This is a genomic window from Pseudomonas sp. GD03862 (genome assembly GCF_029840855.1).
GTDB lineage: Bacteria > Pseudomonadota > Gammaproteobacteria > Pseudomonadales > Pseudomonadaceae > Aquipseudomonas > Aquipseudomonas alloputida.
The window spans coordinates 101,031-124,871 of sequence record NZ_JAOCDI010000006.1 but is presented as its reverse complement, the minus strand read 5'-3'; the positions used below and the strand labels follow the sequence as shown (position 1 = coordinate 124,871).

Genomic DNA, 23,841 nt, shown 5'->3' with positions numbered 1-23,841 from the left:
TAGCCCTGCCCATGCTGTTGCGCCCTGTCGCCCTGCTGCTCGCCAGCACCCTGCTAGCCCCGACCGCACTGGCCGAAGTGCATGAAGTGAAAATGCTCAACCGTGGCAGCGACGGCGCCATGGTCTACGAGCCTGACCACTTGCGCATTGCCCCCGGCGACAGCGTGCGCTTCCTGCCGAGCCACAGCGGGCATAATGCCGCCAGCGTGGCGGGCCTGCTACCCACCGGTGCCGAACCGTTCAAGAGCAAGCTGAACCAGCCGTTCGAGCACACCTTCAGCGTGCCGGGCGTTTACGGTATCCAGTGCATTCCACACATGGCCATGGGCATGGTCATGGTGATCCAGGTCGGTGACGCGCCTGCAGCCGAATTGCCGGCCAGCTTGCCGGCGCGGGCCAAAGCCCGCTTTGCCGCACAGTTGCAAAAGCTCGAGGCCGGGCAGTGAGGCGGCTATTCGGGCCGCTCACTCCCTGGCCGGCTCCGCCCCGTTGCGAAGCATGGGCTTTACCGAGGATGGCAACTGGAACCTCCTCAACCGCAGTGCGTTCGACCCAGTGACCCAGGGCGCGATCTTCATCGCCAATAGGCACGTTCCCACAGGTCAGCGTAATCGCAACTGCATGTGCGTGGTCTGCCACACCGGGTCCTGCTCCACATCCACCACCGTGAAGCCTTGCCGCTCCCAGAACGCAATGGCACCTGGCAGAAACGGATGAGTATGCAAGTAAAGGCAGTCGAAGCCGGCTTGCATCGCCCGTTCGCGCAAGGCACCAAACAAGGCAGCAGCCAGGCCATGCCTGCGGTAGGCCGGCAACACGAACAGCCGCACCACCTCGACTACCCGCTCTGCGCGGTAATCAAGCTGGGCAAAGCGATGGTCATAGGGCAAGTAACCGATCACCGCAACCAGCCGCCCACCCTCACGGGCTTCCAGAAAGCAGCCGGCGCCGTCCAGGTAAGTGTCGGCGAAATGCGCCAGGTCACGCGGCAAGGGTGCGTTGGCGAGCATCGGAAAAAGCGCGCGGCGAGCGCTGTCGACAAACGCCAGCACTTCGGCAATGGCGTCACGCGCCACAGGTTGCAGGGTCCAGTTCGGCATCGGGCTGTTGCCAGTGTGGTTGGGAGCGTAGGGTTCTACCGCAGCGTGCCGCTCAAGGCAAATCACGGGGCTCGTCGCGGCAAGGCGGACATCGGTATAATCAGCAGTCTTCACTGCCCGACCAGGCCACACCATGCCTCGCCTCCCGAAGTTGCTGTTACCCCTGTTGCTGGCTGCTGCACTCACCGCCTGCGACCAGAAACCCTCCCGTGAAGATCAGATCCTCAGCCAGCTGCCGCTGCAGGACGCCTACACGCACAACATCGAGCGCATGTCCGCGCTGCTGGGCCGCAGTCATCCGCAGTTGTCGCAAGCGACCATCCAGGACGTACTGCGCAAGCACCTCACCGTCGAGGACCAGCGCCGGGACCTGTTCCGCCTGTACAGCGAAAAGAACTTCAGCGACGCCGAATTCGCCACCATCGTCGCCGCCACCCAGGACCCAGCCAAAGCTCGCGCCCTGGAAGACACCGAAGCCGGCAAACGCTTGAGCGAAAAACTCACCGCCCTGATGCGCGAAACCGCCCGCGATGTGAACGTGCAGGCCTTGGTCGAGCAGCGCATGCAACGGGTGGAAGACGAACTTGAGGCGCTGGACAATGCAGGCTCTTGAGCGCTGCTGGCCAAGGTAACTTCCGTTCAGCCGCCCTTTACGATCACCCGAGGTCAGGATTGACACACACCAAGCATGGATTGCGCCTGGATCTACGTACACTCATTCTGGTGCTCTGCGCCCTCACCGCAGTGGTCATGCTGTGCGCCAGCTATTTCGCCAGCTACCGGGTGCAGCGCCAGCTATTGATCGACAATGCCCTGGAAGCCAACCGGGTGTATGCGACAAAGCTGGCCAGCATCACCGAAACCTTCATAGGCAATGCCTTGCAGCAACTGATGTTCAGCGCCAGCGTACAAAGCCGGCAGTTGAGCGATGCCGCTGCGCTGCAGGTGGAAAGCGACCGCGTACTGGGCCAGAGCATGGCCTTCAACTCCACCTTCGTGATCGATGCCAACGGTGTACTGCTGGCAGTATCCCCCGCCCCGCTACGCCACCTGGTCGGCACCCACGTGCAGTCACCCGGCGCCCTCGAAGCCCTGCACGAACGCCGTCCACTGGTTTCCACGCCCTACCTGTCGGCGGCCGACAACCTGGTGGTCGCGCTGTCGCAACCCATTTTCGATCGCAACGGCCGCTACCTGGGGTATGTCGGTGGCAGCCTGTACCTGCGTGAACGCAACATCCTCAACAGCCTGCTGGGCGAGCATTTCTACAAGGACGGTTCGTACCTGTATGTGGTCGACCGCAACCGACGCCTGCTGTACCACCCCCATAGCGAGCGGGTAGGCACGGTGGTGGAGGGCAATGCGCTGATCGACCAGATGGCGAAACTGGACAGTGGTACCCGGCAGCTGACCAATAGCCTGGGCGTGGAAATGCTCGCTGGCTTCGCCACTGTGCCCAGCGCCGGCTGGGGCGTGGTAGCGCAGCAGCCCTTGGTGCAGACGGTGGCGCCGTTGCACCACCTGGTGCTGAACGTGATCGCCAGTTCGGCGCCCTTGGCGCTGGTTGGCAGCCTGCTGCTGTGGTGGCTGGCCCGTACCATCGCCCGCCCGCTGTGGAAACTCGCCGCCGGTGCCCGCACGATGGACCGCGCCGGTACCGCCGAGCATTTGCATCAGGTGCGGGCCTGGTACTTCGAGGCGGCCGAGCTCAAGCGCGCGTTGCTGTTCAGCCTGAACTTGCTGCAAGAGCGTATCGGCCGGCTCAATCGGGACGCCCAGACCGATCCGCTGACCGGCCTGGGCAACCGCCGCAGCCTGGAAATCAGCCTGTCGTTACTGGAGGCTGAAAACCGGGAGTTTGCAGCCATTGCGCTGGATATCGACCACTTCAAGCGGATAAATGACAGCCATGGACACGACGTGGGCGACCAGGTGCTGCGCCAGCTGGCGGAGCTCATGCGCCGTTGTTGCCGCGAGGGCGACCTGTTGTGTCGCACCGGTGGCGAGGAGTTCCTGATTTTGCTGCCTGGGGCCACCCTGAACGTGGCGGCCGCGGTGGCCGAACGGTTGCGTGTGACCGTACAGGAGATGCCAGTGGAATCGGTGGGCGCCGTGACGATTTCGCTGGGAGTGACGCACTGGGATGGCGAGACTCACGGTGAGCCCATGAACGCACTGGGCGAGGCTGACCGGGCGCTTTACCGGGCCAAGCAAGAGGGGCGCAACCGGGTCGCTTTTGCCTGAACGTCTTGTGTTGTCCCCATTGGGCGGGCTTGCCCGTGAAAATGCCGGTACAGGCTACGATGATTCGGTGGCTTGTAACAATTCCTGTCATAAAACTGCAGCGTTTCAGTCATAGGATTGACCCCGACCTGACATTTTTTCTTCATGGATGAGCGTCTCATGCGTCGTGTGGTTTTCAATCAGAAAGGTGGCGTCGGCAAATCCAGCATCGCCTGCAACCTCGCCGCTGCCAGCGCCGCCGAGGGCTACCGAACCTTGCTGGTCGACCTCGACCCGCAGGCCAATGCCACCTTCTACCTCACCGGGCTGGTCAACGACACCATTCCACCCGGCATCGCCGACTTCTTCCGCCAGACCTTGTCGCCAGTTACCGCCGCCGGCAAGAAGCACCGCGTGGCAATCACCGAAACCCGCTACAACAACCTGCACCTGGTCACCGCCAGCCCAGACCTCAGCGACCTGCAAAGCAAGCTGGAGAGCAAGTTCAAGATCAACAAGCTGCGCAAGTTGCTGGTGGCACTGGAGGAGGACTATGAGCGGATCTACATCGACACCCCACCCGCGCTGAATTTCTACACCTTCAGCGCGCTGGTGGCGGCCGAGCGTCTGTTGATTCCGTTCGACTGCGACAGTTTCTCGCGCCAGGCCCTGCACAGTGTCATGGCCGAGGTCGAAGAACTGCGCCAGGACCACAACCCCGCGCTGCAGGTGGAAGGTGTGGTGGTCAATCAGTTCGCCGGCCGCACCGCGCTGCACCAGACCCTGGTTGAGCAGCTGCGCAACGAAGGCATGCCGGTGCTGCCGGTGTACCTGAGCAGTTCGATCAAGATGCGTGAATCGCACCATGCCTCGGTGCCATTGGTGCATTTGGCGCCGCGGCATAAACTTGCCCTGGAGTTCATCGATTTGCTGGATGTGCTTGAGCGTGCGGCCTGACAGGCCATTGGGGGCACTCCGGCTGTAACCTGCTGCACCGGTCGAATCAGGTATACCGAGGTCGCCCTCGACAAAGCGCCTTGCAGCGCTCGGCTATCTACTGGCAAGCACAATAACGATGGCGCGGCCCGACTGCGCCACTTTCAACATGGCTGCCAAAGGAAACCGGAGAGCACCCGCATGTCCGCACATCATGAGGTATCCCCCGCCACCCTGCGCAGGGTAATTGCCGCTTCGGCCATCGGCAATTTCGTCGAATGGTTCGACTTCGCCGTGTACGGCTTTCTCGCCACGCTGATCGCCAGCCAGTTCTTCGCCAGCGAAGACGCCAGCGTGGCCTTGCTCAAAACCTTCGCGGTATTCGCCGTGGCCTTTGCGCTGCGCCCTTTGGGCGGCATCGTCTTCGGCGCCTTGGGCGACCGCCTGGGACGCAAGCGCATCCTGTCGCTGACCATCTTGCTGATGGCCGGCTCCACCACGTTGATCGGCCTGCTGCCGACCTACGCCAGTATCGGCCTGGCAGCCCCGGCGCTGCTGACCCTGGCCCGCTGCCTGCAGGGTTTTTCTGCCGGCGGCGAATATGCCGGGGCCTGCGCCTACCTGATGGAGCACGCGCCTGACGACAAGCGTGCCTTTTATGGCAGCTTCGTGCCTGTGTCGACCTTTTCCGCCTTTGCCTGTGCGGCAGTGATCGCTTATGGCCTGGAAGCCAGCCTGTCGACCGAGGCGATGAATGCCTGGGGTTGGCGCATTCCGTTCCTGATTGCCGCACCGCTGGGACTGGTCGGCCTGTACCTGCGCTGGCGCATGGAAGAAACCCCGGCGTTCCGCGAAGCCGTCGCCCAGGGCAAGGAGCACGAGCATTCACCGCTGAAGGAAACCCTGCGCCACCATGGCCGGGTCATTCGCAACCTGGGGGCGTTCATTTCGCTGACCGCGTTGTCGTTCTACATGTTCACCACCTACTTCGCCACCTACCTGCAACTGGTCGGCAACCTGACCCGTGCGCAGTCACTGCTGGTGACCACCGTGGCCCTGCTGTTCGCTGCCGTGGGCTGCCCGCTGGCCGGGGCATTTTCGGACCGGGTGGGGCGGCGCAAGACCATCGGTTTTACCTGCCTGTGGGTGATGCTTTGCGTGTTCCCGGCGTACTGGCTGGCCAGCTCTGGCTCGATGTCGGGTGCGCTGCTGGGGGTGATCCTGCTCGCGGTGGGGGCGTTGTGCAGCGGCGTGGTTACCGCAGCATTGCTGTCGGAAAGCTTCCCTACCCGTACCCGCTACACCGCTTCGGCGATTACCTACAACGTGGCCTACACGCTGTTTGGCGGCACAGCACCGCTGGTGGCAACCTGGCTCATCGGACAGACCGGCAGCAGCCTGGCACCGGCGTTCTACCTGGTGGTGATTGCGCTGGTGGCGTTGGTGGGCGGGTTGGCGTTGCCGGAAACGTCGCGGATTTCTTTACATGAGGACGTAGGCGTGGACGGTGTGCGGGCTGGAGCCCGAAGGACCGTTTAAGCGTTCTGGGGCTGCCTTGCAGCCCCACATTCACAAATGTCTTCCTGCTGCCTTTCACGCCAATCCCCTTGAAGAAGTTCGATAATCGCCCACTTTCCCGGTGCGACGACCTTGTCCAATTGACGGAACTAACCAGTCAGTACAAAACTACGGGCATTCAACAACAACAAAGCGATGCCCGTCATGAAGCCCCTTATTCTCGTGCTCAACGGCCCCAACCTGAACATGCTGGGCACCCGCGAGCCTGCCCAGTACGGCCACGAAACCCTCGCTGACCTGGCTCAGGGATGCGCCGATACTGCCCAGGCCCACGGCCTGGAAATCGAATTCCGCCAGACCAACCACGAAGGCGAACTGATCGACTGGATCCACGCCGCCCGTGGCCGCTGCGCGGGCATCGTGATCAACCCTGGCGCCTGGACGCACACCTCGGTCGCCATCCGCGATGCCCTGGTGGCCAGCGAACTGCCGGTAATCGAGGTGCACCTGTCCAACGTGCACAAACGCGAGCCGTTCCGTCACTTGTCGTTCGTATCGTCCATCGCCGTCGGTGTCATTTGCGGCCTGGGCAGCCACGGCTACCGCATGGCGCTGAGCCACTTCGCCGAGCTGTTGCAGGAGCGTGCGGCATGAGCCAGCAAGCCATCCTTGCCGGCCTGATCGGCCGCGGCATCCAACTGTCACGTACCCCGGCCCTGCACGAACACGAAGGCGACGCCCAGGCCCTGCGCTACCTGTACCGGCTGATCGACGCCGACCAGCTGCAACTGGACGACAGCGCCCTGCCTGGCCTGCTCGAAGCCGCGCAACATACCGGTTTCACCGGGCTGAACATTACCTACCCGTTCAAGCAGGCAATCCTGCCGTTGCTCGACGAGCTGTCCGACGAGGCCCGTGGTATCGGCGCGGTAAACACCGTGGTGCTCAAGGACGGCAAGCGCGTCGGCCACAACACCGATTGCCTGGGCTTTGCCGAAGGCTTGCGCCGTGGCCTGCCCGACGTTGCACGGCGCCAGGTGGTGCAGATGGGTGCCGGTGGCGCTGGCTCGGCCGTGGCCCATGCCCTGCTGGGTGAAGGGGTAGAACGGCTGGTGCTGTTCGAAGTGGATGCGACCCGTGCGCAGGCGTTGGTGGACAACCTGAACACCCATTTCGGCGCGGAGCGCGCCGTGCTTGGCACCGACCTGGCCACAGCCTTGGCCGAAGCGGACGGGCTGGTCAACACCACGCCGGTGGGCATGGCCAAGCTACCGGGCACGCCACTGCCGGTGGAGTTGCTGCATCCCCGCCTGTGGGTGGCAGAGATCATCTACTTCCCGCTGGAGACCGAACTGCTGCGCGCGGCCCGGGCACTGGGCTGCCGCACGCTGGATGGCAGCAACATGGCGGTGTTCCAGGCGGTGAAGGCATTCGAGCTGTTCAGCGGGCGGCAGGCGGATGCGGCGCGGATGCAGGCGCACTTTGCCAGTTTCACCTGATAGAAAAGTGTTGGCTTCTTCGCGGGCACGCCCGCTCCCACAGGTACTGCGCAAACGTTACTGATTGCACTCTCCCTGTGGGGCATGCCCGCGAAGAGGCCGGTACAGGAGAATCACCCTTTTTCATCCAGCAAAGCCTGTATCACCTGTTCCTGCCCACCATAATCCCCCTCGCCAAAGTGCACATGGCGTACCTGCCCCTTGCGGTCGACAAAGTAATGCGCCGGCCAGAACTGGTTGCCCCAGGCATTCCACACCTTGTAGTCATTATCTACCGCCACCGGATACCCGATACCCAACCGGGCTACCTTGTCCTGCAAAGTCGCCACATCATGCTCGTAGTCGAACTCGGGCGTGTGCACCCCCACCACCACCAGCCCTTGATCGGCATAGCGCCGCGCCCAATCATTCACATGCGGCAGGCTGCGCCGGCAGTTGATGCAGTCCCAGGTCCAGAAGTCCACCAGCACCACCTTGCCCTTGAGCCCCGGGGCATCCAGGGGCGGCGAATTCAACCACTGGCTGGCGCCCGCCAGCGATGGCATGGCGCCGTAGCTGTCGCGTGCCTTCAGGTGCCCCGCCAATCCAAGCCCCGTCAGCGCCAGCGCAAAACCACCTGCCTTGAGCATCCGGCGCCGATCAGTTTTCATGGCAACCGTCCGTGGCATAGGTGAGGTACTGCACGCTTTGCCGCTGGCCATGGGAGTCAAGGTAGTCCATTCGGGTATTCACCAGGCCACAGGCATTGCGCTGATCATCCTGCACCGACAGCACTCTCTTCACATCCAGAGGCTCATCGTAGCGGTACTGCATGACCCCACCATCCTGCATCGGGGCAGTGGCGGCCTGGGCAGCGATGGCGCCGAAGCTGAGCACGGCGAACAGGCTGGCGCTGGCGATAGTCTTGACGTTCATGGCTTCTCTCCTGGGTAACACTTAGGGGTGGGGAGTGTTGCTCCCCGGTCGAGAGCCATTTCACGTCAGCCAGGTATCCCGCATGTGTCGCCCAACGTTGTGATGTGCCTCCTGCTGTATCCCTACCCGTGCCAGATACACTGCAATACAAACTCCCGCAGGCAAGGGCGAACGCGCTCGGTACACTGCGCCCAACCCACTTTGCACAGGAACCCAGCGCATGGAACACGTCGATCACATCCTGATCGTCGACGACGACCGCGAGATCCGCGAACTGGTCGGCAATTACCTGAAGAAGAACGGCCTGCGCACCAGCATCGTTGCCGACGGCCGGCAGATGCGCGCCTTTCTCGAAGCCAACAGCGTCGACCTGATCGTGCTCGACATCATGATGCCTGGCGACGACGGCCTGCTGTTGTGCCGCGAGCTGCGCGCCGGCAAGCACCGCAATACGCCGGTGCTGATGCTGACCGCCCGCAATGACGAAACCGACCGCATCATCGGCCTGGAAATGGGCGCCGACGATTACCTGACCAAACCGTTCTCGGCCCGCGAACTGCTCGCCCGCATCAACGCCGTGCTGCGCCGCACACGCATGCTGCCCCCCAACCTGACCATCAGTGAAAGCAGCCGCCTGCTGGGTTTCGGTCAATGGCGCCTGGACACCACCGCGCGCCACCTGCTCGACAGCGAAGGAACCCTGGTGGCCCTGAGCGGCGCCGAATACCGCCTGCTGCGGGTGTTCCTCGACCACCCGCAGCGGGTGCTCAGCCGCGAACAGCTGCTTAACCTGACCCAGGGCCGCGAAGCCGACATCTTCGACCGCTCCATCGACTTGCTGGTCAGCCGCCTGCGCCAGCGCCTGGGTGACGATGCCCGCGAGCCCAGCTGCATCAAGACCGTGCGCAGCGAGGGCTACGTGTTTTCGCTGCCGGTGCAATTGCTCGAGACCCCCTCATGAAATGGCCGCGCACCCTGGCCTCGCGTCTGGCGCTGATCTTCTTCACCGGCCTGGTATTGGCTTATGGTCTGTCGTTCGGCCTGCAGGCCTACGAGCGCTATATCAGCAGCCGCTCGATGATGCTCAGTAACCTCGAACAGGACGTGGCGACTTCGGTTGCCATCCTTGACCGCCTGCCCGCAGCCGAGCGTGCCGCCTGGCTGCCACGCCTGGAACGGCGCACCTACCGCTATCGCCTCGACCAGGGCCTGGCAGGCGAAGCGATGCCCAGCAGTGACCCACCGATGGCCGCCGCGTCGATCGTCAAGGCCATTGGCAGCGACTACCGCCTGACCTTCCTGGAAATCCCGGGGCCCAATGCGCACTTCCAGGCGCACCTGAAGCTGGCCGACGGCGCGCCACTTACCATCGACGTGACGCCAGCACCGGTCCCGGTAGCCCGTTGGTTGCCCGTGGTACTGCTGATTCAGCTGGCTGTGCTGTTGCTGTGTACCTGGCTGGCGGTACGCCTGGCCATCGGCCCGCTAACCCGTCTGGCCCAGGCAGTGGACAACCTCGACCCGGACCAGCCCGGCGTGCAACTGGATGAAAGCGGGCCACGCGAGGTGCGTTACGCTGCCGTGGCCTTCAACGCCCTGCAGGCGCGCATTGCTGCCCACCTCAAGGAACGCATGCAGTTGCTGGCGGCCATTTCCCACGACCTGCAAACCCCGATCACTCGCATGAAGTTGCGGGTCGAAGTGATGGATGAGGGGGTCGAAAGGGACAAGTTCGGGAGCGACCTGGATGAAATGGAACACCTGGTGCGCGAAGGCGTGGCGTATGCCCGCAGCATGGACAGCAGCACCGAAGCGACCTGCCGGGTCAACCTTGATGCCTTTCTCGACAGCCTGGTATTCGACTACCAGGACAGCGGCGCCCAGGTCGAACGCCACGGCAGCAGCGATACCCTGCTGGAAACCCGCCCGCATGCGCTGCGCCGGGTACTGGTGAACCTGGTCGACAACGCCCTGAAGTTTGCAGGTGCTGCCGAGCTGCAAGTGTCTCGCGAGGGCAGTACCACCATCATCCGCGTGCTCGACAACGGGCCCGGGATACCCGTTGACGAGCTGGATGAAGTGCTCAAGCCGTTCTACCGGGTGGAAGGTTCACGCAATCGCAGCACGGGTGGCACCGGCTTGGGCCTGGCCATTGCCCACCAGCTGATCCGGGCCATGGGGGGCCGGCTGACCCTGAGCAACCGCGAACAGGGCGGATTGTGCGCGCAGATCGAACTCACCTGAACGGCTTCTGCGATCGTTGGCAGGAACGGCCTTGTGTCTCGATCGGGCCGTTCCTGTAAAAAGCGAGGTCGCCTCTACAAACAGATACACAACTGCATCTCCCTGACACACTGCAGATACCCCGCCTCGAGACACTCCCGGTCACACAACCACACCCCGGGAGTCCCTGATGAAAGCCTTCACCTTGCCCACCGGCTGGACGCTGTTCGCCGCCCTCGCCGGCCTGACCTTGGCGATGACCGCCGTAGTCCTGGCCAGCCAACCTGACCCGGACGGCTTGCGCAGTGCCATCCGTGCCACCGCACGCAGCTCGTTCGCACTGTTCCTGCTGGCGTTCCTGGCCTCGTCGCTGGTGACCTTGCTGCCTGGCACAGCAAGCCGCCGCATCCTCCAGGAGCGACGCTACCTGGGGTTGGCATTCGCGTTCTCCCACACCGTGCATGGCGTGCTGATCTATCGCTACGCCCAGCAATTCCCCGAGCTGTTCTGGGCCGGCCGCACGCTCACTTCCAGCCTGCCCGGCACGGTCGGCTACCTGTTCTTGCTGCTGCTCACCGCCACCTCGTTCAAGGCCCCCATGCGGCTATTGGGCGGCCGTGCCTGGCAAGCGCTGCACAGCAGCGGCATGTGGGTGCTGGCTGCCGTGTTCTGCCTGTCGTTCTACAAGCGCATTCCCATGGGGGGCTGGTACCCGCTGGCGTTCGCCCTGATGTTCAGCGCCATCGCCGTCAAGCTAACCGCCAAAGTGGCCCGTAAACAACGCCGCAGCACCCGCGCCCTTGCCTGAAGAGAGCACCGCAAATGACGACCTTGACCCGTACCCTGACCACCGTTGACCGCCTCGGCAGCTGGAGCGCCGACGTGCCATTACGGGTATTTCTGGCCTGGGAGTTTTACGAATCCGGCCTGGAGAAATTCAACGGCAGCAACTGGTTCGCCGACCTGCAGACCAGCTTCCCGTTCCCCTTCAACCTGCTGCCCGCGGAGCTGAACTGGCAGCTGTCGATGTGGGCCGAGTTGGTACTGCCGTTGCTGCTGTTGCTGGGCCTGGGTACCCGGCTGGCATCATTGGGTTTGATGGTGGTGACCGTTGTAGCGATAGCGGCAGTGCACTGGCCGGCGCACTGGTCGGGCCTGGCGGAGCTGGCCCAAGGCTATGCCATTACCGACCAGGGCTTCGGCAATTACAAGTTGCCGCTGATCTACCTGGTGGCGTTGCTGTCACTGCTGCTCAAGGGCGCCGGGCGCCTTAGCCTCGATCATTGGCTGGGCATGCGGTTCGGCAGATGAGGATCGGGGGCTGCTGCGCAGCCCCCCAATGCCTTCAAACTGTTCCGACAATGACACCCTGCTCGCGCAATGCTTCCAACAATGCCAACCCTTGCTGCATATCTCCGCCCAATGCCTGCAGCCGCTCTCTTCCAGTTCCTTGCTCCACCAGCAACCGATACGCCATAGGTGCCAACCGGGCAAAGCGCACCTGCAACCGGGCATCGCGATAAACCAGCAGCAAGCTCGGCGATGCTGGGGCAGCCGTTGGCTGGTAGTCCACGCCAATGCGTTCCACCGGCCAACGATAGGCCAGGACCCGCGCCACACAAGACAACAACGGCTCTCCAGCCAGCAGGTCACCACCCGGGTCATGCGCCGGGTCCTCGGCATCGCTCAGGTACAGTTGCGCCTCGACCCACTCATAGTGCGCCAGCTCCAGCTGCCAAGGGGTGTCCAGCGCCACATGTTGCAGGTAGTCGACGAACGTCTCGGCAATTTCGGTAAACAACGGCGTCTGGCAACGGTAACTGGCGTAGAAATCACGTACTCGGGCATGCCAGCGCTGCTCGCCCAACGCCTGGCGCATCACCGGGAAGCTGCCAGCCAGCAAGCCTTCGATGGCGCCATAGAACAACTCACGGTAAACCTTCAGGCGCCGGGCCTCGACGCCGGGCGGCGGGGCATGGCGCTGTGGGTCGCGCAGGTGACGGGCCAAGGCATACTGCTGCGCACGCAGGGTCTCATTCATCTGCTTGCCCTCCGGCAGCGCATTGCACAGCACGCATACGCGCCGTCTCGGCCAACAGTTCGGCCAAGGGCGGGTAGTTGAAATCACGTTCAAGCACCGTCGGCTGTACGCCAAAGCGCGCACAAGCGCTGGCGTACAGCGCCCAGACATCTTCCTTCACGGCTGCCCCGTGGGTATCCACTTTGAGGTCCGGCGCTTCATCGTAATGCCCGGCAACGTGCATCCCGGTCACGCGCGCCTGGGGCAAGCCTGCAAGGAATTGCTGGGCGTCGTAGCCATGGTTGCAGGCGTTGACATAGACATTGTTGACGTCCAGCAGCAGGTCACAATCCGCTTCTTCGAGCACCGCCTGGATGAAGTCGAGTTCGCTCATCGCCTGATACGGCGCGGCATAGTAGCTGATGTTCTCCACGGCAATGCGCCGCTCCAGCTGCTCCTGAGCCTGGCGTATGCGCGCGGCCACATGGCGTACGGCTTCATCGGTGAACGGGATGGGCATCAGGTCGTACAGGTGCCCGTCATCACTGCAGTAGCTCAGGTGCTCGCTGTACAGGCGCACCTGGTATCGGTCGAGAAACTGCCGGGTCTGCTCGAGGAAATGGCGGTCCAGCGGCGCACTGCCACCCAGCGATAAAGACAACCCATGACAGGTGACAGCAAAGCGCTCCGCCAACTGGGCCAAGCCCTTGCCATAGGCGCCGCCCACGGCAATCCAGTTTTCCGGCGCACACTCCAGAAAGTCCACTGCACCCGCCTCCATGGCCAGCAGTTCCGGCAACAGGCCGCGACGCAAGCCTAGGCCGACGTTCAACATCGCAGGAAACATAAAAGTTCTCCAACAGGCACAACGCCCCACCTGGCCAGCAGGAGGAGCGTTGTGGCGTTTCATGGGGTAGAACGTCAGGGTTTGCCGGTCAGGTGGCTGAACAAGCCGTCCGGCATGGCTTTGCCATTGGCCTGGTAAATCGCCTTGAGGTGATCCGCCGCTTCCTGCTCGGAGATGAAACCGTCATGGTTGCGGTCGATCGTGTCGAAATCACCGGCACGGTCCTTGGCCACCGCCAGAAACTCATCGCGCGAGACCTTGCCATCGTGATTGCTGTCGGTTCTGGCGAACGAGGCGTCACCACACTTGCCTTCACCACACTTGCCCTCAGCCCCGGCCTTGGCGCCGGCGCCGCACTTGCCCTCACCGCACTTGCCTTCGCTTTGGGAAGCCTTGCCGCTCCCCCCGCACTTGCCCTCACCACACTTGCCCTCGCCGGCCACTTTGGCCGAGGCCAGTTGGTAACCTTGAGCCAGCGGCTCGACGGCGAACGCACTGTTGCTCAATGCCATGCTGCCGATCAGGGCGGCGCCGAGCAGGCCGAGGGTGTTTTTTGCTTGAGTCATGATGCAGCTCCACTGGGGTTGGAAAGTGGAGCCATTAGGCCGTTGCGGTTTGTCGGGGATGTATCGTGCCAGGCGCGCTTTTGTATGGCAGTAGGTCTGCAGCACAGGCAGATACAGTGCGATACACACCACCCGGCAACGGGCCCCAAGGTGCCTTGGGGCCATGAGGCGTGATCAGTCTTCCAGCGGTTTGGGCGGGGCCGCTGGCTTGGCGGGCTTGGCCGGCTTGCTGTCCTTGTCCTTGGCTTGCGGGGCCGCCGCTACGGGCTCGGGTGCCGCCACCGCCTTTTCGCTGGCAGGCAGATCATCGACCGCCTTGAGGATCACCTGCGGGTCGATGGCCTCGCCGGTGTCGTCGTCCTTGAGCATGTGCCGCTCACCGTCCTTGCCCACCAGAATCACCTTGGTACCCTTGCTCGCCCCCAGCTTCAGTTCCCGAATCAGGGCCATTGTGGTCTGCTGCTCCAGGTTCTTGTCCTCTCGCTTGCCCATCATGTTGGCGACGCTGTACAGGACAAGGTTGCGCTCCTTGAACGCGGCTTGGGTGGCCGGGTCCTCAAGCGCCTTGTTCAGCCCTCGCAACGTCGGGTCGGCACTGCTGGGAGCGATAACCACCAATGGTCTGGCCTTGCCCAGTTCCTTGGCTAGAGGCGCATCACTGTCTGCGGCAAACAGGGGGCCGGCAACAGCAAGCAAGGTTGCGAGGGTCAGTGACCGGACAAGCATGCGTATCTCCTTATTGTCTCGATAAACCAATGACTACAGATCATGGAGAAAAATCCGACAGGGAGCCTAAACCACTTCATTCCAGAGCGGGGTGTGCAAAAGTAACTGTCGATTTCCGAGCCACCTGAAGCCAAACTACGTCGCTGGTACAAACCACTGTCAGCTTGATTGAGCATAGCCCAAAGCCGCTTTGGCAGGGCCAGGCGAGCCCTTGCCCTGAGCGTATGTCAACGCACATCGATCGATGGCCCCTTGGGTCCCACTTCCATCGCTTGAATCGTCATATCCAGCATCAGCCCTCTGCGTGCAGCGCGCTGAGCATCACGAATGGCATCCGCCTGGTCGATCATGGCCCCTTCGCTCAGCGCTTCGTCGTCAAGCACCCTTTCAAGCTGCCTTCTGAACGGCAGGTCGACCGCAGCGAATCGCTCAGGGTGGGAACGCTCCAGGTGCGCCCGCCAGAATTCACGGTCAACCATGGAGCGGGCAACCTCTTCCGGGGTCTCTGCATCCCGCACCGCAGCCTCTGCTTGTGCAAGGTCCGCATCCAGGACGCCTGAGATCGCAAGAAAGCTCATTTCTCCCACCTGCAATGGCAGGTCGAGACGCTCCCTCAGCCCGATCCTGAAAGCCAACCCCACCTCGCTTCCTTCCTGCGTCCTGCCATGCTGTAGCGCCCATCGGGTAGCGAACAGGTCGACTGCATCCTGGCGCCATAAACGTCTGCCCAGGTCTAGCAAAGCGCGTTCGCTTCCTCCCTGAGCCGCGTGCTCAACCTGCCAAACCAGCAAATTCAGTTCAAGGTTACTCAAGCACCAGGTTGCACCGTCCTGGCACCCCCACTCATCATTGGCCACCGACAGCAAGTTCTGCCGCAGCTCTGGCGTAATGGCCATCGCTTGCAGTACCGCCATGACCCGATTGCCCAATGCACGCGCATTGACACGAAAGTCTTCGGACAGCAACAACTGGCGAAGCACCCGGAAAAAACGCTCGGCGTCCTGCCCCGAATCCAGCGAGTCCCAGGCAGCAAGCATCAAGCCGCGATGCTCCGGGGCCACGGCATCCCCCCATACTTCACGCGCGTGCTGCAGCCGCAGAAGCACTTGCTCCTCGTCGAGGGCAGGATCGTCGCTGCTCAACGAAGCCTGCAAGCGTAGTGTCTGGGCCTCGCCCAAGGGGTTCGCATTCAAGCGGAACCGCCGCCGCTGCCACACGGGCAACTGGTAGAAACCCTCTGGAATGTGCCTGATCCGGTTATCCCGCAAGTCAATGGATACCAACTGAGCGTTGTCGAACACGCCCAGTGGAAACTGCGAGATCTGTGTGTCGCGCAAGTTCAGCCAACGCAATTCAGCCAAACCCGCCAACGTGAACCTGCTCCCCAGGGGGTTGTGGGACAGGTCGAGAGACTGCAGGCTCGTGCAACTGGCCAGTGTGGCGGTTTGTGCAATGTTCAGGACGATCCGGTTGTTGGTCAGGCTCAGATGCCGCAACTGCGCTATCTGCAGCAACGGCTGCGGAAGGCGCGTCAACAGGTTCCCTCCCAGATCGAGGGTTTGCAGGTTAGGGAAAGCCAGCAATAGGCTGCTGGGCACCTCCAGAAGGTCAAGGTGCAGCAGCGACAGGCTGGTCACACCTCTGAAGCTGACCTGTGGGGGTATGTTGGGCAAGCCGCTCGATCTGAAATTGCAGAACATGACGTGGAGGTTTTCCTGTGCATTGATTTGCAGTTCCCCCACGCCCACCGACCGCCGCCAGCAATTGAACAACGTCTGGCGTAGAGCCTCTCGATCTTCCCTGACATCGCCCTGCCCTCGTGCCACCCAGGTATTCAGTGTCATGCGCAGGATGGCGAACTCATTGCGAAGGTCAGCCAGTACGTGTTCAATCTGATGCCCTGAACGCCTGGCGTCATCGGCGAAGGTCTCGACCTGCTCATCACTCAACCACGGAAAGAGATCGCGCAGCGTTGCCCTCAGGGCACTCCCCCTTGATGCGAAACCACCCACTCCGCCACCACCCAGCGGGTAGCCAATACGTCCATCGGCCAAGCGCACGGGCCCTCGGACAGCACCTGGGCGTACCGCGCCAAGCAAACGACTGATCTCATCACGATGGCGTGCCGCTTCGCGCGCCAGTATCACCCTGAGGTTGTGCTCGAAGGGATCGCCGATCCCCATCGCCTGCCGTTGCGCTTCGGTATAGGCTGGCGCCATGACGTCGAACAACTCACCTGCCTCACCCAGCCCCGTGCCCTGGCTGCCATGCAGTTGAAACCTACCGTTAACGTGCACCAGATCGAACGCCCGCTGCCCTTGCTCGGTCTTCGCCAGTATCGGCCCGCCCAGGGAGCCTTCGTAAAGGCGCCAGCACACACCTTGTTCGCTTCCGGGTAGATACCGCAACAAGCCCAAGGCCACCCGTGCCAGGTCTGCATGCTGCGGCGTATCAAGGTACAACGCTTCAAATACCCGAGCCTGGCGGGTAGCCAGCACGCTGCCCCTTGCCGCCTCGGCCAGCCCCAGTGCAACCCTTCCGCTGGACAGCAGCCGCATGCGATCAACGCTGCTGGCGGCCTGTACCAGTGCTTGCGCAGTGCGCGCGCTCAGCCCCGGGAACACCCGGCGCAGCGCCGCGCTGCCAGGGGTATCGCTGGGCTGCAAGGCTTCGAAAAGGTGCTGCAGCAGTGTTCGCCGCTGCGTCCAGGCCAACGCGGCCAGTGCCTGATCTGCCAGGCCACTCGCGCCTGGCAAGCGCCGAGCGTGATCGAGCACTGTTGTATCGTCTACCGGCTCGCCGCTGCGCAAACGGCCAATCATGCTGCGGATGCGTTGATCAAGCCTGACCCGCGCCACGCTGTCGATCATCCCGGGGCTCGGTGCCTGGGCGTGTACATGCAGGCCACGCAGGTCGTCGCCATCAAGGCCGTGGAACAGCAGAACCTGATCGATCTGTTCGTCATTCAGCCCACTGAAGGGTTCGCCCAGACGCCGGAACATGCGGTATTTGTCGGTCCACCGAGCCGGTTGCTCGCACCACAACCGCCAGGCACCTGAGCCGTTGGGACGCAGCAACGGCCCGTGGCCGTCGACCGGATACAACTGCCATTGATCATCACCCGCCTCTGTCACGCGATAGTGATGCCCGTCCATTTCGATCCAGGCCCGCCCGTCCTGACGCCGAATACCCAAGGCGTCCGGGCTTGAGGCTGCAACGGGTGCCTGGCTTTGAAACGGGGTCAAATCTTGTTGCCAGAGTTTCTCTGTGCCGTCCTCCAGCCGAGCCGGCACCAGGGCATCGACCTTCGCAGAGCGTGCCCAAACCCGTCGAGCCACACCCACCCCGGCTACCGTGGTCGCCAGCACGGCAAGGTCTGTCGCCACATGGATCAAATGGTCGAGCGCCTCCTGGCGATCGCCTTCCTGCCAGGCCTCGACGCCATGGTAGACCTCACCCAGCAGTTCGCAGGCCGTCACGGCCAGCAGCGCCAGGCCAAGCCCTGGCAGAAAGAAACTGGCCAGGTTGAGCAGCGCCCATCCTTCGGCTTCAAGGCGCAGGTCATGCTGGCGCTGAACCTCACGATCCAGCCTGGCCACAGGGACCGCGATCATCGCCGCATCGTCCTTGATCTGGTGGATACGTGCCTGTGCCAGGCTGATGAACAACGGCTGCGGGTAAGCCTGCAAGCGCGGTTCGAGATCGCGAAAAGCCCAGCTCGGCAGGTCATCGAAGCGCTCCGCGACCTGGGCGAAAAAAGCCTGGCTGTCTCGCCGCAGCACGAAGCGGCTGAAAAAACGCTGGTAGGCCTTGTCTCGCAAGCAACGGCCCAGTTCGCGGTTCAGTTTGTCGATGCTCTCGAACGCGCGCCAAGGCGAAAAAGGGTCCCCAGGCACGTAAAGCAAAACCCGCCGCGTCGTGTTGAACAGGACGCCCTGCTCAATGACAACGAACACGGTGACCTGCTCGATCGGGCAACCCAGCAATTTCAGTTGCCTGGCCAGCACAAGGTCGCCCGCCAGGCGCGGCAGTTCCCCCTTCTCGCACACAGCCACCATCACATTGAGTTCGCTGGCATCCAGCGTTCCCTCCTGCCTGGCTTTGTAGGCGTCCACAAGCATGGTGTAGCGCCTGGCATCTACAAACTGAGACACCAGGCGCTCGGCACTGCCAGCGGGCGTGAGGATGGCATCCAGATGACGTTGATAGCGCTCACCCAGGTCCAGCTCACGACACAGTCCGGCAAACTCGATGCTTGTAGGGGGTTTGACCGTGCCGTGGCGTGGAAGCAGCAGGCGGTTACCGCGCGGCTGGCCACCTTCCTGCGCCTGGGCGGCCGTGAAGTTGCGCAATGCCACTTCGAGCAGCGGCTTTTCTTCATAGACCACGGCCGTCAGGTGCGCGCCCACCGGCTGACTGTTGATCACAGCTTCCCGGCGGCCCTCCAGAAACCTGAGCGAGTAAGGGTTACGACCAAGCCCATAACGCTCGTCGAGGGCCTTCCCCAGGGCTGATGCGACGAAACTGTCGATGCCCTCGATACCTCGCAGCACCGTGTTCACTTGCTCACAGCAGCGAAGGCTGTTTGACAATGCCCTGCCGATCTCAGGCAGTTGCTCAGCAGGTGCATGACGCAACCAAGGTGGCAGGCGCCTGCCGATGATGCCGTCCTGGAAAGCATCGATGGCGGCCTGCGCATCTGACGGCAAAGTGGTGTCCATAGCGGGGGCCTCTTCATGAAAAGAGGCCAGACTAAGTTGCCTGCTCCCCGCCAGGCGCTATATAGCTAATGCCTGCGCTCAGACAACCGCCAACCCGCTAGCTGAGCGGACGCTGCACCGTGTTCCGGGCCAGCGCCTCCAGCGTCAACTGCAGCAACACCGCATGCTCGCGTTGCTGGTTGCTGGTCTGCAGCCGTGCGATATCCTCTTCCCGATTTCCCAACGCCATCAGCCGTTCCAGTTCAGCGTGCATGGAGGGTGGCACTTGCAAGCGAACCGGGAAAGTCTTGTGCAGGTAATCCTGCCAGAACCACTGCCGTGACAGATAATGAGCGATATCTTCCCGGGTTTGTTTCATCAGGACCCTTTCACGGACCAGGAGAAGGTCCTGATGGCTCAGCGCCGGGATGCCTGCATAGAGCATTTCACCGGGTTGGGCAGGCAAGTCCAGGACATTGCGCAAGGCGATTCGATAGGCCAAGGCAAATTCGATCGACTCAGCGCCCGCCCCCACCCGATAGGCATGTTCAGCGGCAAGCTGATCGAGCAACGCCAAGCGCCACATCCCGGCACCGAGCCTTAGCAAGGCCAGCTCAGGCCGCCGGGCAGATTCACCGTGCCGCGTGCGCCATATCATCAGTCGCAGTTCCAGGTCAGCGAAACGAGCGGTGGCATTATCCTGGCAACCGGTCGCCGCTGCGTGCTCGAACAGCTCATGCCTGAGGGCATCATGCTCAGACATCGCCTGGAGCATGTCGAACACACGGGCCGCGAGCGCGGACGCGGTCGATGAGCGATTGAAGGCACCCGACTCTGTCAGCATCGACAGGGTATTGAAGAATTCCTCCGACTGCTCCTCGGACTCCACATGGGCCCACAGTGCGGCCATTTCATCTCGACGTTCGCCAGGTAACGCATCCAGAAAGCGCAACCGGTAAGGCACGCGACTGGCCTCAAGCAAATGCCAGATTGAAACCCCGTCATATGCTGCCTCCAGCGGATTGCCGGAAAGCTCGACCCTGCCCGAACGCCACAACTGCGACTGATGAAAACCCTCGGGCAGTTCAGAAATACGGTTGTCGCTGAGGTTCAGGGTGTGCAGTTCTGGCGCGTCCATCAGCCCGTAGGGAAACCCGGGCATCTGGGTGTTTGACAGGTAGAGGGCATTCAGCTCGGTCATTGCCTGGACGGAAAATGCCCTGCGCAACGGGTTGTCCGAAAGGTTCAGGTACACCAGGGACCGGCAATCTGCCAAGACCAACGCCTGGCCTTGGTCGAGCGTGATCTGGTTACCAGACAAGTCGAGTACCTCCAGCTTCTGGACAAGCATCAGAGGCAATGGCAAGCGCGTGAGTCGGCAATGGGTGATTTCCAGGTTGCGCAAGTTGGGAAACGCCCGCAGAAACTCGTCCGGAACGTGCTCCACGCGCATGGCGCGCAAGGCCAGGATCGAGACGTGAGGAAAGCCCACTTGCGCGGGCAGGGCCGGCAGATGGCGCAAACGGCTGATGGTCTGGGTCAGCATGAAACGCCCGTCGTCCAGTGCCGCTTGCCCTTGCAGTTCCGGCACAAGACAGCGCCAGCAGTTGATCAGCCCCTTTCTGAACTCACGCCGGGCGGCCAGTTCTGGTGACAGCAAGGCACTGCGTGCCCACTGGGTCAAGTGCCTTTTGAGCACCCCATATTGCTGTTCCAGCACAGATAACCGGGCCTGCGCGTCACTTGAGGCCAACCAGCGCCCGATCTGTTCGTCGGTAAAGGCCGGGTACAGGTCTCGCAACCGGGCCTGAAGCGCCCTTGGCCGGTTTCGCCCTAACGCCCCCCAGAGCCTGCCGCCCGCCATGGGGTAACCAATCCGGCCATCAGCAAGACGTTGCGGCGCGAGAAACGAGCCGCTCGGCTGTTCCAGCCTGAGCAGGTTCACCACGGTCTGGCGCTGGTCGAAAGCAACGTTGGTCAGCGCCTGGCGCAACGCAGGCACGAAGGGCTGGCCTTGGCCGATGGCCGCTTGCGATGCGTCGTCATAGGCTGCGGCCAAGGTCTCGAACAACTCGCCCCTCTCACCGGCAACCGTGTGCGTTGGGGCACGCAGGCGGAACAGCCCATGACGATGAAGCAGGTCAAACGTCTGCGCCGATCCCTCGACCGTCAGTAACGGCTCGCTGGCATCACCGTCGTACAATCGCCACCCCGGCCCGCCAGCCCCCGGCACATGCACCAGCAGGTTCAGGACCACACGCGCCAGGTCGAGGTTTTGCGGCGTATCGATGCACAGCGCCTCGTACACCCGCGCCATTCGAATCCGCGCAACCTGCAACCTTGCTGCCTCGGCCATCAGCAATGGCACACGCCCCGTCTCACGCAAAAACTGCAGGTCATCCTCGCTGGCATCGCGCAGCACCTCATTCGCGGCCAAGCGGTGCAGGCTGGCAAAGTTCTGTCGTAAGAGGCGGCCAGTTTCAGTGTCGGGATTCTGCTCTTCGTACAACGCCTGAAGCAGTTCTCGTCGCCCGGCCCAAGCCACATCGGCCAACGCTGCTCCTTCCTTGCCGGCGGCTTGTGGAAGGCGCATGACCCGCTCCAGCAGTTGCGGGTCTGCGGTTACACCGCCCTCGCGCAACTGGTTGACCAACGTACCAATCCTGCCAGCGAGCCGCACGCGTGTGACGGTGTCGAGCAGCGCGGCCTCCGGCGGTCGGCCATACACATGCCATGCCCGCAGATGCTGATCATCCAGGCCATGAATTGCCAGCGACCGGTCGATCTGCGCGTCGTCGAGGTCGCTGAATGGCCCGCCCAGGCGGCGGAACAACTGGCGTGTGTCGCCCCACTCGGCGGGCTGTTCGCACCACAGCCGCCACGCACCGCCCCCATTGTGACGCAGTGGCGGCGCATAGCCCTGGTAAGGGAGCAATTGCCACTGTTCATCGTCGTTGTGCCAGGTCATCTCATACCAGTGCCCGTCCATGCTGATCCAGCGGCGCTCGCCAACACGGTGCACACCCTCCATGTCCGGCACCGCCGTGTCTGGCGGGCTTTCGCAGCGATAGGGGCCGAGGTCTGCGTTCCACAGTTTTTCCTCACCGTTTTCCAGCTGCGCCGGTACCAGGTTGTCGACCACACTCCAGGCGCGTCGGGCCGTGGCGACTACGGCAACGGTTGCCCCGACAGCCAGCAGCCCTTTGCCTACATTCAGCAGGTGCGCCAGCGCTGCATTGCGTTCGTTTTCCTGCCAGTCCCCTACAGACTGGAACGTCTGCTCAAGCAGTTCCCAGGCCATCACCCCCAACAACACCGCGCCGATGCCCGGAACGAAGAACCCTGCGACACCCAACAAGGTCCAGCCTTCAGCACGCAAACGGCGGGCGTGTTCGGCCTGGACCTCGCGATCAAGCAAGGCCACGGGCGGGGCGATGATCGCAGCATCGTCCTTGATCCGCGCGACCCAGTCGTCAGCAAGGTGCTCGAACAATGGCAGGCGATAGGCAAAGGTCTGCTCATCGAGGTCCCGGGTTGCCCAGCCGGGCACGTCATCGAGCCGCTCACTGACGGCCGAGAAGAATCGCTGGCTATCGCGTCGGCGCACGAAGCGGTTGAAGAAACGCCGGTAGTCATCTTTGCGCAGGCGTTTGCCAAGCACCCGGCGGGCATAATCTTCCAGGTCGCTGCGCACGCTCCAGGGGCCGTGCGGGTCACCCGGTACATAGACCAGCACGCGCTTGCTGGTGTTGAACAGCAAGCCCGCGTCGATCACGTCCAGCACGACGATTTGCTGCAAGCGGCAACCGAACACCGCCAACTGGCGCACGCGAACCGATGCGCCTTCGAGCTTGTCGAGCGTGTCCTTGGTGCAGAGCGCCACCACCCACTGCAGTTCGTCTGCGCTCAATATGCCCTGCGCCCTGGCCTGCAGGGCATCCACCAGCATGCTGTAGCGTTGCCGTCGCGTCAGCAATCCCCTGACTTCGGGCTGAAGTACCGAATCCAGATGCGCCTGGTATTTCTGCCCAAGATCCAGCGCTCGACACAGCCTGGCGAAGCCCGGTGCAGACAGCTCACTGCGCCTTGCGCCGCGCACATCGACCAGGCAATTGCCCTGTGCCTGGTCGCGCTGCTGGTCTGCAGTGAAATTGCACAAAGCGGCCTCGAGCAGAGGAATGTCGTAGTAGTCGCTGCCGACAACCGGAAACCTACTGGTTACATAATGGATCGTGTGTGAGGGAAAGGTGTACCACTGGCGAAAGTACAGGCGATCGACATCAAGGTCGCCGTGGGCACCGAGCGCTTGCTGCAGCAAGGGCCGGGCAAATGCATTCAGGTTGCCTAGCCGCGCCAGCACTGACGACAAGCCTGCACGGCAGGCCAGCAGTTCAGGCAGCGCCTCGCTCAGCAGGGTGAATTCGGCCATGCTCAGCCGCTTCATCCAGGCCGGCAACCGCTGTGCGATGTAGTGGTCCTGGCATGCTTGTGCCATGGCAAGGGTATCGACCGCAGCCGATGGTTGACTGCTATTGTTCTGCATCTCTGCCTCCGCGACGACATGGAAG

The 23,841-nt window shown here is 62.7% G+C and carries 20 protein-coding genes; 11 read left to right on the top strand and 9 right to left on the bottom strand.

All coding sequences use genetic code 11. From position 1 onward, the window contains the following. Positions 1-11 precede the first annotated feature (11 nt). Positions 12-446: a pseudoazurin gene (locus tag N5D53_RS06290; RefSeq protein ID WP_129932521.1), complete on the top strand. Its 435-nt coding sequence runs from the start codon at positions 12-14 to the stop codon at positions 444-446. 156 nt (positions 447-602) lie between these two features. Here N5D53_RS06290 and N5D53_RS06285 read toward each other — a convergent pair whose 3' ends face one another. Then, the gene (locus N5D53_RS06285; RefSeq protein WP_029615363.1) at positions 603-1,100 is read right to left on the bottom strand and encodes a GNAT family N-acetyltransferase; all 498 of its coding nucleotides are present in this window, start codon (positions 1,098-1,100) and stop codon (positions 603-605) included. Between the two features lie 133 nt (positions 1,101-1,233). On the opposite strand from N5D53_RS06285, the gene N5D53_RS06280 reads away from it, so the two are divergent. The 6 genes from N5D53_RS06280 (at position 1,234) to N5D53_RS06255 (ending at position 7,276) form a co-directional block, all read left to right on the top strand. Beyond that, positions 1,234-1,713, top strand: a complete 480-nt coding sequence (locus N5D53_RS06280; RefSeq protein WP_064492440.1) for a hypothetical protein — start codon at positions 1,234-1,236, stop codon at positions 1,711-1,713. A gap of 59 nt (positions 1,714-1,772) precedes the next feature. Continuing rightward, a complete protein-coding gene (locus N5D53_RS06275; protein ID WP_064492439.1) occupies positions 1,773-3,344 on the top strand; it encodes a sensor domain-containing diguanylate cyclase in 1,572 nt (523 codons plus the stop codon). Between the two features lie 159 nt (positions 3,345-3,503). After that, positions 3,504-4,280, top strand: a complete 777-nt coding sequence (locus N5D53_RS06270; RefSeq protein WP_104962090.1) for a ParA family protein — start codon at positions 3,504-3,506, stop codon at positions 4,278-4,280. A 180-nt stretch (positions 4,281-4,460) separates the two neighbouring features. After that, on the top strand, positions 4,461-5,798 hold the full coding sequence (locus N5D53_RS06265) for an MFS transporter (RefSeq protein WP_064492437.1): 1,338 nt from the start codon (positions 4,461-4,463) through the stop codon (positions 5,796-5,798). Between the two features lie 183 nt (positions 5,799-5,981). After that, positions 5,982-6,431, top strand: a complete 450-nt coding sequence (gene aroQ, locus N5D53_RS06260) for a type II 3-dehydroquinate dehydratase (protein WP_014591603.1) — start codon at positions 5,982-5,984, stop codon at positions 6,429-6,431. Beyond that, positions 6,428-7,276, top strand: a complete 849-nt coding sequence (locus tag N5D53_RS06255; RefSeq protein WP_010953360.1) for a shikimate dehydrogenase — start codon at positions 6,428-6,430, stop codon at positions 7,274-7,276. The genes aroQ and N5D53_RS06255 overlap by 4 nt, the downstream gene beginning before the upstream one ends. Positions 7,277-7,389: 113 nt before the next feature. On the opposite strand, the gene N5D53_RS06250 is transcribed toward N5D53_RS06255, so the two are convergent. Together N5D53_RS06250 and N5D53_RS06245 are read right to left on the bottom strand one after the other, a co-directional pair. Continuing rightward, positions 7,390-7,905, bottom strand: a complete 516-nt coding sequence (locus N5D53_RS06250) for a thioredoxin family protein (protein WP_064492436.1) — start codon at positions 7,903-7,905, stop codon at positions 7,390-7,392. A 10-nt stretch (positions 7,906-7,915) separates the two neighbouring features. Next, a complete protein-coding gene (locus tag N5D53_RS06245) occupies positions 7,916-8,191 on the bottom strand; it encodes a DUF2790 domain-containing protein (protein WP_064492435.1) in 276 nt (91 codons plus the stop codon). A 220-nt stretch (positions 8,192-8,411) separates the two neighbouring features. On the opposite strand from N5D53_RS06245, the gene N5D53_RS06240 reads away from it, so the two are divergent. The 4 genes from N5D53_RS06240 (at position 8,412) to N5D53_RS06225 (ending at position 11,725) form a co-directional block, all read left to right on the top strand. Further along, positions 8,412-9,152 carry a response regulator gene (locus N5D53_RS06240; protein ID WP_014591607.1) on the top strand — a complete coding sequence of 247 codons (741 nt, stop codon included), beginning with the start codon at positions 8,412-8,414 and terminating at the stop codon, positions 9,150-9,152. Further along, the gene (locus tag N5D53_RS06235; protein ID WP_010953357.1) at positions 9,149-10,435 is read left to right on the top strand and encodes a HAMP domain-containing sensor histidine kinase; all 1,287 of its coding nucleotides are present in this window, start codon (positions 9,149-9,151) and stop codon (positions 10,433-10,435) included. Before N5D53_RS06240 ends, N5D53_RS06235 begins: the two co-directional genes overlap by 4 nt. A 169-nt stretch (positions 10,436-10,604) precedes the next feature. Beyond that, positions 10,605-11,222, top strand: a complete 618-nt coding sequence (locus N5D53_RS06230; RefSeq protein ID WP_020192806.1) for a ferric reductase-like transmembrane domain-containing protein — start codon at positions 10,605-10,607, stop codon at positions 11,220-11,222. A 14-nt stretch (positions 11,223-11,236) separates the two neighbouring features. Beyond that, the gene (locus tag N5D53_RS06225) at positions 11,237-11,725 is read left to right on the top strand and encodes a DoxX family protein (protein ID WP_279840176.1); all 489 of its coding nucleotides are present in this window, start codon (positions 11,237-11,239) and stop codon (positions 11,723-11,725) included. Between the two features lie 34 nt (positions 11,726-11,759). Here N5D53_RS06225 and N5D53_RS06220 read toward each other — a convergent pair whose 3' ends face one another. The 6 genes from N5D53_RS06220 to N5D53_RS06195 form a co-directional block, all read right to left on the bottom strand. Beyond that, a complete protein-coding gene (locus N5D53_RS06220; RefSeq protein ID WP_064492431.1) occupies positions 11,760-12,455 on the bottom strand; it encodes a putative DNA-binding domain-containing protein in 696 nt (231 codons plus the stop codon). Further along, the gene (locus tag N5D53_RS06215; RefSeq protein ID WP_064492430.1) at positions 12,448-13,281 is read right to left on the bottom strand and encodes a DUF692 domain-containing protein; all 834 of its coding nucleotides are present in this window, start codon (positions 13,279-13,281) and stop codon (positions 12,448-12,450) included. The genes N5D53_RS06220 and N5D53_RS06215 overlap by 8 nt, the downstream gene beginning before the upstream one ends. 74 nt (positions 13,282-13,355) lie before the next feature. After that, positions 13,356-13,847: a hypothetical protein gene (locus tag N5D53_RS06210; RefSeq protein WP_064492429.1), complete on the bottom strand. Its 492-nt coding sequence runs from the start codon at positions 13,845-13,847 to the stop codon at positions 13,356-13,358. Positions 13,848-14,021: 174 nt separating this feature from the next. Further along, positions 14,022-14,573, bottom strand: coding sequence for a DUF4174 domain-containing protein (locus N5D53_RS06205; RefSeq protein ID WP_274145504.1), 552 nt, complete (start codon positions 14,571-14,573; stop codon positions 14,022-14,024). A 227-nt stretch (positions 14,574-14,800) separates the two neighbouring features. Further along, complete coding sequence (locus N5D53_RS06200; RefSeq protein WP_279840175.1) at positions 14,801-19,294, bottom strand: NEL-type E3 ubiquitin ligase domain-containing protein; 4,494 nt, start codon at positions 19,292-19,294, stop codon at positions 14,801-14,803. A gap of 97 nt (positions 19,295-19,391) precedes the next feature. Beyond that, positions 19,392-23,816, bottom strand: a complete 4,425-nt coding sequence (locus N5D53_RS06195) for an NEL-type E3 ubiquitin ligase domain-containing protein (protein ID WP_279840174.1) — start codon at positions 23,814-23,816, stop codon at positions 19,392-19,394. Between the last annotated feature and the right edge of the window lie 25 nt (positions 23,817-23,841).